General features: G+C 42.4%; 5 protein-coding genes. 4 read left to right on the plus strand and 1 reads right to left on the minus strand.

Annotated elements, in window-relative coordinates; translation table 11 throughout:
* Positions 1-1,655: 1,655 nt before the first annotated feature.
* Positions 1,656-1,817: a DUF3265 domain-containing protein gene (locus tag EXZ60_RS18450; protein WP_346780469.1), complete on the plus strand. Its 162-nt coding sequence runs from the start codon at positions 1,656-1,658 to the stop codon at positions 1,815-1,817.
* Positions 1,818-2,204: 387 nt separating this feature from the next.
* Here EXZ60_RS18450 and EXZ60_RS18455 read toward each other — a convergent pair whose 3' ends face one another.
* On the minus strand, positions 2,205-3,173 hold the full coding sequence (locus EXZ60_RS18455) for an IS30 family transposase (protein ID WP_277436123.1): 969 nt from the start codon (positions 3,171-3,173) through the stop codon (positions 2,205-2,207).
* 253 nt (positions 3,174-3,426) lie between these two features.
* Between EXZ60_RS18455 and EXZ60_RS18460 the strand changes: the two genes are divergently transcribed.
* From EXZ60_RS18460 to EXZ60_RS18475, 3 genes are all read left to right on the plus strand, one after another.
* The gene (locus EXZ60_RS18460) at positions 3,427-3,816 is read left to right on the plus strand and encodes a TIR domain-containing protein (RefSeq protein WP_231811095.1); all 390 of its coding nucleotides are present in this window, start codon (positions 3,427-3,429) and stop codon (positions 3,814-3,816) included.
* The gene (locus tag EXZ60_RS18465; protein WP_029807625.1) at positions 3,813-4,361 is read left to right on the plus strand and encodes a hypothetical protein; all 549 of its coding nucleotides are present in this window, start codon (positions 3,813-3,815) and stop codon (positions 4,359-4,361) included. Before EXZ60_RS18460 ends, EXZ60_RS18465 begins: the two co-directional genes overlap by 4 nt.
* A gap of 171 nt (positions 4,362-4,532) precedes the next feature.
* On the plus strand, positions 4,533-4,916 hold the full coding sequence (locus tag EXZ60_RS18475) for a hypothetical protein (protein WP_277436124.1): 384 nt from the start codon (positions 4,533-4,535) through the stop codon (positions 4,914-4,916).
* The last annotated feature ends 187 nt before the right edge of the window (positions 4,917-5,103 follow it).

The raw sequence follows: 5,103 nt of genomic DNA on the forward strand, positions 1-5,103 counted from the left end.
GGCCTAACAAACGGCTCAAGAGGGATTGCCAACGCGTGGCGACTTTAGTGCAAAATTGAAGTTCAGTGTTTACAGTGTGTTTTTTGAGTTCGGCTATGCGTTGTCAACCCCTTAGCCGGGCGTTATGCAACTCAGGTAAATTTAGGGTTTCAATCTTTTGGATTTCTCCGGCAATTCGTTTTGTGTTGTCGGCAAATGACATTTTTACCCTAAAATTCATGGTTCACTCAAACCGTAAAACAGGCAAAGTTCTTTGTTTGCCTCAATGAGTTTTGGTGCTGGTTTGTTGTGAATTTAGCGGGTGCAAAGTGTGGAAAGGGCAAGTTTATCGAGCATTTTGTACTTGCTGGAGGTTTCGCTCGTTAAGTTTTCCTGATTCAAAAGCTTGGTTTGTTGCTGAAAGGTGGACTTTGTTTTGGCGGCTTATTTATCAAGGCTCTGGCTTGGGTTGGTTCTTGAATTACTCAACCATTGCAATTGTGGTTTTTGATCGAGTAAAGTCAGTTTATATTATTGAATTTGCATAACAAACGGCTCAAGAGGGATTGCCAACGCTTGGCGGCTTTAGTGCAAAATTGAAGTTCAGTGTTTACAGTGTGTTTTTTGAGTTCGGCGGTGCGTTGCCAACCCCTTAGCCGGGCGTTATGCAACTCAGGTAAATTTAGGGGTTCAATCTTTTGTGATTTCTCTGGCTATTCGTTTTGTGTTGTCGGCAAATTAGCACTTTCACCCTCAGATTCGTGGTTAACTCAAGCCGTAAAACAGGCAAAGTTCTTTGTTTGCCTCAATGAGTTTTGGTGCTGGCTTGTTGTCAATTTAGCGGGCGAAAAGTGTGGAAAGGGCAAGTTTATCGAGTATTTCGCATTTGCTGAAAGTCTTGCTTGTTGAGTTTGTCTCATTCAAAAGCTTGGTTTGTTGCTGAAAGGTGGACTTTGTTTTGGCGGCTCATTTATCACGGCTCTGGCTTGGGTTGATTCTTGAATCACTTAACCATTGCAATTGTGGCTTTTGATCGAGTAAAGTCAGTTTATCTTATTGAATTTGCATAACAAACGGCTCAAGAGGGATTGCCAACGCTTGGCGATTTTAGTGCAAAATTGAAGTTCAGTGTTTACGGCGTGTTTTTTGAGTTCGGCGGTGCGTTGTCAACCCCTTAGCCGGGCGTTATGCTTAATCTCATAAATTCAGTCGCTTGCAAATTTTCTTTGCTCCTTCAGCCATTCGTTCAAGCTTTTCGGCAATTCAATATTGTTCGTCGCTGCCTAAAGAAAAGGCAGTTTTGTTGGCGCTGTAAATCTGAATAATTGCCTCATTTCAGAATTGAATTTGCGCGTGGTCAGTGCTGTTTGCTCAAAGTCGCTTTGAGTAATTTGGTTCCTCGGCTTATCAACCCAAAGCGTATCGGCAATTTGAAATTGTTTTGCGCTACCTAATGAAAAGGCAATGTTGCTGACGCTGTGAGTTTGTCGCAGTTGCCTCAGTTGAGTTTCACGCTTGCGTGTGGTGAGTTCGGCTGGTGCAAGTTTTCATCATAATTTGGTTCGGAGTAGGGCCAGTTTTTACTCAAATCATGAGTGAGTTCAGGTTAATCAATTTTCCAGCTTGGTTCGTTTTGTAAAGTTGAGTTATTCTGGCGGTAAGTTAAACGTAAGGTGTTGAAGTTTAAGCATAACAAACGGTTCAAGAGGGACAGCCAACGCGTGGCATTTTTATTATGCGTTGGTTTTTGTGGTTACGGTGTTATGCGGAAGCTTGGTTGTGGCGTTGGCTGCCCCTTAACCGGGCGTTATGTTTCTATGGAACGCTGTGAAATGTAAAGCCCTCGCGAGAGTGTTCTGGCGAGGGCTTGAATTGGTGCGGGGAAGAGGATTCGAACCTCAGCAGGTTATTGGGAGGGTGATCGTTCTATTCTAAAGTCGCTCTGTTTCACTTGGGTAACCCGCAACACTGCACCGCACCATGAAAACATTTCGCTCATACTCATAACTGATACTCCCATACCCGTCACTACAAATAAGTAAACAGATGCGAGGTATACCGACAAGGACAAAACACCGCGACCGAAGTCAATACTAGGGCCCTTTATTTCCAACTCTGAATGTTCAGTTTACGAACAACTAAACATTGAAAATCAAGGGGTAAGCCTATCAAAGCGTTTGCCTATGTACAAGAAACTTAGTATCAAGTTTGAAGTGCGACACTTTCTACAGATGCGCATGAATATACTCCAGTGGTGTTCTATACCCAAGTCTTTTGCGTGGGCGCGTATTTAATTTATCTGCAATTTCATTACACAGCTTCTGTGTCACGTGTGACATGGAGGTTCGTTTTGGTAAGTATTGTCGTATCAAACCATTGGTGTTTTCATTAGTGCCTCGCTCCCATGAATGGTATGGATTTGCAAAGTAAAACAGGCAGTTATGATGTTTTTCTAGTTGTGCATAACCATGAAATTCAGTGCCGTTATCAGCAGTTATCGTCTTAAAAGGTAAGTCAGAGCGGGTCATGATTTTGCTCATTCTTACGTTGAGTGATTCGCTTGTTCTATCGTCCATTTGCCACATAAAAGTGTAGCCAGTCATTCTGTCGACTAAAGTGACGATACAGTGCTTGGTTCCGCGGCCAACGACGGTATCAATTTCCCAGTGGCCAGGCTCTTTTCGATGCTCAGCGTCTGCAGGTCTTTCGGCAATATGACGCTTATTTGCCAGCCGTCCTCGACTGTCTTTTGAGTTGTACCTTTTACGCCTTTTCTTGGTGGATTGGCGTAGGTGTTTCCATAGCGTTCCACAGAGAGTTTTGTCGTTCCAAACGTGCTGATAAATGAGCTCGTGGCTCATTGTTGGATAGCCTCTCATTCTTAGGTATCCGACTATTTGGTCAGGGCTCCAGTCCAGTCGTAGCAAGGCTTCAGGTAGTCTGAAGTCAAGTTCGGTATAGCGTTTATTTCGCCGTGAACGACTAAGCCGGTTGCGCGCCATTTGCTGTGCCCGCTCTGGTTGATAAGAGTACCTATCGAAGAACTTGTTGTAACGACAATTACGTTCAATTTCTCGATAGATAGTGGCTTTGTGACGGTCCAGTTGTTTAGCTATTTTTGCGGTACTGATCCCTTGCTTTCTGAGCGCAGAAATCATATACCTTTCGTTCTCAGTGAGGTGTGTGTATTTCATGTTTTTTACTTCTTGGCGGGAGCAAACTTCATGATTATCGCACCTTACTGTTTTTATGTTCAGAGGTGTCGCACTTCGTACTTGAATCCAAGAAACATAACAAACAATTTAAGAGGGATTCCCAACGCTTGGCATTTTGCTTCTACTTCAAGTTAAGTGTTTATGGCACAATACTTTAAGCCTGGGTGGTAGCGTTGCTCACCCCTTAATTGGGCGTTAGGCTTAAAGATAGTAATTACAATGGAGATTGACTATGAGTAAAAAAAGAGCATTTATCAGTTTTGATTACGATAATGACGAGGGGGCGAAAATAATGCTTGCAGGTCAAGCAAAGTTTCAAGATAGCCCTTTTGAGTTCAAAGATAACTCTGTGAAAAACCATTTACTCGGAGATTGGAAAGAAAAAGTTCGTCGTCGCATGGATAATGTTGATGTGGTTATAGTTCTTTGTGGCACTAAGACTCATACGGCCACAGGAGTCGAGGCAGAACTTGAAATAGCTAAAGAAAAATCTAAACCGTACTTCTTATTGGCGGCATATCCTGACAAAACTTGTACTAAACCTAAAAATGCCTTGTCGTCAGATAAAGTTTATAAATGGACATGGGATAACCTTAAGTCATTAATAGGTGGTTCTAGATGACAGTTGAAGTTCCAGAAAGTAAGTTGTGGAACGAAATAGCTGAAGGTTCTACATATCCACCAAATGAACAATGGCATACCCACTTACTTGAACAGTATAAACTTTATGTGGAAATGGCAGATAGGATCAGCCAACGTCGAACATCAGCGAATACTTACTTTTTGAGTGTCAATTCCGCTATCCTAGCTTTTGTTGGTTATTTGACAGTTGATAAAAGCCCAGACTATATGTGGTTACTCGCTCTTGCAGGTAGCATGTTGACTATGTTTTGGTTCAATATCGTATTATCGTATCGAAACTTAAATTCTGCTAAATGGCAAGTAGTTCAGGATATTGAAAAGCGGCTACCTATCAGTCCTTACGATGCTGAGTGGGATTCCGTACAACGAGGAACAAATCCAAAGTTGTATCGACCAATCACACATATCGAAAGCTGGGTTCCTTGGGTGTTCTTTCTACTCCACTTAATAGTATTTATTCGGACGTTTCCTTGGGCTAATACATGGGCATATGTACAGAGTGTTGGTACATGCCTTGCCCAATAAGCCTAACAAACGCTTCAAGAGGGACAGCCAACGCGCGGCATTTTTACTATGCGTTGGTTTTTGTGATTACGGTGTTATGCGGAAAGTGAGTAGTAGCGTTGGCTGCCCCTTAAGCGGGCGTTATGTGCTCACCTGTTTATTACCCTAAAGTGTTATAGGAGGGAGGTGCAATTGAAATCTCTATTTCTTGATAAAAAAAGCATTGAAAGTTGGCGAAAAGCAGCGATTTTCTTTCTTGGTTTAGCTGCTATCTCGTTTACACAGTTATACACCATGGTATATCCCATAGAAATTGAAGGGTATTCTAATAAGTTTGAATATGAGCAAAGTATTGGCGAGCGAGTTGTCAATATGGGAAGTCACAGCTGCCAGCTTAGCCATGAGCTTTATAAACAGTGTGAACTTGCCAAACATCAACTAGCTATAGCTCAGCCATTAACCATGGGACTAGGGATTGTTTCACTAATATCATTTATTCTCGGTAGTATTCCTGCATTTCTTTATATGATTTGTGGGATGGAAGCGAAAGTAAAAGAGCTTAAAGAACGCACATAACAATCTGTTTAAGAGTGATTCGCAACGCGTGGCATTTTCACTATGCGTTGCGTTTAGTGTTTAAGGTGGTATGCGGCGGCATCGGTATTGCGTTGCTCACACCTTAACAGGGCGTTAGGCATCAATGAGGCGTAAATGGAAATAGTTTTAGCGATTGCAACTTTACTTGGTGGGATTACCGCTGTTT

It is taken from the genome of Vibrio sp. 1151_11 (assembly GCF_029478525.1).
Classification (GTDB): Bacteria; Pseudomonadota; Gammaproteobacteria; order Enterobacterales; family Vibrionaceae; genus Vibrio; species Vibrio anguillarum.

Bases quoted from the DNA above. Each gene is read 5' to 3' on its own strand.
- EXZ60_RS18455 (WP_277436123.1), bottom strand. From the start codon at position 3,173: ATGAAATACACACACCTCACTGAGAACGAAAGGTATATGATTTCTGCG.
- EXZ60_RS18460 (WP_231811095.1), top strand. From the start codon at position 3,427: ATGAGTAAAAAAAGAGCATTTATCAGTTTTGATTACGATAATGACGAG.
- EXZ60_RS18465 (WP_029807625.1), top strand. From the start codon at position 3,813: ATGACAGTTGAAGTTCCAGAAAGTAAGTTGTGGAACGAAATAGCTGAA.